Consider the following 2506-nt stretch of genomic DNA (forward strand, 5'->3'; position numbering starts at 1 on the left):
GCTAGACCACCACCCAACATCAATGCAATCGCAACCAAACCTTCAAACGTACACCAGAACACGCGTTGTGGCGTTGGTGCATCGACCTTACCGCCCGCAGCAATAGTATCAATAACCAGTGATCCTGAGTCAGAAGAGGTAATGAAGAACACCACGACTAAGATAATGCCGACAAAAGATGTTATCTCAGCCAATGGCATAACATCTAACATGGCAAAAAGTTTTAAAGGTAGTTCTGCGTTAAACACCGCCTCGTAGCCATCATTAACGTATTGGCTAATTGCGTTACCGCCAAAAGCCGTCATCCATAACACACAAACTGAAGATGGGATAAGAATAACGCAAATAATAAACTCACGAACTGAACGACCGCGAGACACACGTGCGATGAACATACCCACAAATGGTGACCAAGAAATCCACCACGCCCAGTAAAACGCCGTCCAGCCTTGAGAGTAATTCACATCCTCTCGTCCAAATGGCATAGATAAGGCAGGGATATTAGCCACATAGGAAACGATGTTCTCGAAGAAACCAGTTAAAATCGCAATCGTCGGGCCAACAACAATAACAAATAGCAATAGCAGCGCTGCAAGACCCATGTTGATTTCAGATAAGATTTTCACGCCCTTATCGAGTCCAGCCACAACAGAGATTAAAGCGAGCGCAGTAATACCAATAATCAATATAACCTGCGTGGTATTGGTCATTGGGACATCAAACAGGAAGTTCAAACCCGTTGCGGCTTGAGACGCACCGTAGCCTAGCGATGTTGCTAAACCAAAAACCGTCGCTACCACTGCAAGAATATCGATAATATGACCAGTCCAACCCCATACACGCTCACCAAACAAAGGGTAAAAAATTGAGCGCATGGTGAGTGGCAAACCTTTGTTAAATGAAAAGATAGCCAGTCCAAGAGCCAAGAGCGCGTATATTGACCACGGATGAAGTGCCCAGTGGTAAATCGTCGCAGCCATCCCTAATGCCGAAGCTGCAGTTGCATCGCCCTCTGCACCACCTAGCGGTGCCCAGTCAGTACGTACACCATTCTCAACGCTCACGCCACCAATCGCAGAACTAAAATGGGACATCGGTTCTGATACACCGAAGAATACGAGACCAATGCCCATACCTGCAGCAAATAGCATTGCCAACCATCCGGCATAGGAGTAATCCGGTGTTGCTTCAGTACCACCGATTCGCACACGGCCCAATGGTGTGAAGATCAATCCGACACAGACAATGACAAAAATATTACCTGAAGCGAGAAAAAACCAGTCTAAATTGTGCAACAAACCCGCTCGTAGGTCTGCAAAAAACGGCTCTACCTGTTCTCGGAATAATAGTGTTATCACAACAAACATGACGATTGCTAAGCCAGAAATTGCAAAAACACGGTTGTGAATATCAAGGCCAAATGGGCCTACCTTTAGCGCAACGTTATCCTGACCAATTTGATAGTCAGTATCTATTGCGTTTACTTTTCCATCGGGGCGTTGAATGCCACCGTTATTATCGGTGCTCACGGATAATCTCCTTAAAAATACGTGACCAAGTTTAAATTACTTTCGTCGGAGTTCGAGTAATGAAACGTCTTCATCACTACCAAGCACATGTTCATAAAACATTGTTCTTATAAGCGGTTACTCAATCCGCCATCATAATCTTAAAGCCCCCTATCTCTCATTGCATTTTATTGTTTTCACCATAAATAACGCCTATTGCCAAACCGAAGATATTGGCATGTTTCGATTAAAGTGATACTGCAGTTGTGCTTGAAACAGCTCCGCAGTTGCTAACGCATCCGTCAGGGCATGGTGAGGTTGATAAGCAGGGAGGCCATATCTTTCACGAGCGTGCCCTAATCGTACAGAACCGGGTTTCTTGCCTTTCAACTTATTGATAAAACCTCTGCATTCACGGCGTTGTATCGCATACTCAATATCTAACGTATCAACAACAGGAAACTGTATCCCCTCTCCGATGCTATTTAGCAAGGCGTTATTAAAGAACTGCCTTTCAATGTTCTTGTAGTGAACAAGTACCACTTTGCCTGACAACGCATCCAATATTTCACCCAAGATCTGAGACAGCTGCGGCGCGTTTTTAACCTCAGAGTCAGTGATACCGTGAATAATGACAGACTCGTGGTTTAACTCTCTGTTTGGGTTAACGACCCAATGAGCAGAACCATTACATTGAACACGATCAATAGTGAACGGTACAAGTCCGATCGTGAGAATGACATCCTCTTCCGAGTTCAATCCTGTTGTCTCAAAGTCTACCGAGACAAATGGCACTTGTTCAATTGGTGTTTCCCCATTAACCATCGGTGTCGAATAGTAGCGTTTGAGCCTCTCGTCTTTCGCTTCTTTAGCTAGTTGTTTGAACAACATTGACCACTCTGGCGTCTGGGATGTATCCAACAACGGCTGTTCTTTTTCTACTTTTTTTGAGAACCACATTATTTGCTACTTCTCTGGTATCGAAACTTAATGAAGTT

Annotated in this window: 2 protein-coding genes; both read right to left on the reverse strand. The window is 44.5% G+C overall.

Annotation, left to right across the window (positions count from 1 at the left end; genetic code table 11):
- On the reverse strand, positions 1-1529 hold a 1529-nt coding region (locus CAG68_RS10680; protein ID WP_161441126.1), incomplete at its 3' end, for a BCCT family transporter.
- Positions 1530-1721: 192 nt separating this feature from the next.
- Positions 1722-2468: a 3'-5' exonuclease gene (locus CAG68_RS10685; protein WP_017820938.1), complete on the reverse strand. Its 747-nt coding sequence runs from the start codon at positions 2466-2468 to the stop codon at positions 1722-1724.
- Positions 2469-2506: the final 38 nt, after the last annotated feature.

This window comes from Vibrio sp. V42_P2S4T144 (assembly GCF_009904715.1).
In the GTDB taxonomy this organism is placed as follows: domain Bacteria; phylum Pseudomonadota; class Gammaproteobacteria; order Enterobacterales; family Vibrionaceae; genus Vibrio; species Vibrio alginolyticus.

Excerpts from the sequence above, each read along its gene's own strand:
- CAG68_RS10685 (WP_017820938.1), bottom strand. The coding sequence starts at position 2,468 with ATGTGGTTCTCAAAAAAAGTAGAAAAAGAACAGCCGTTGTTGGATACA.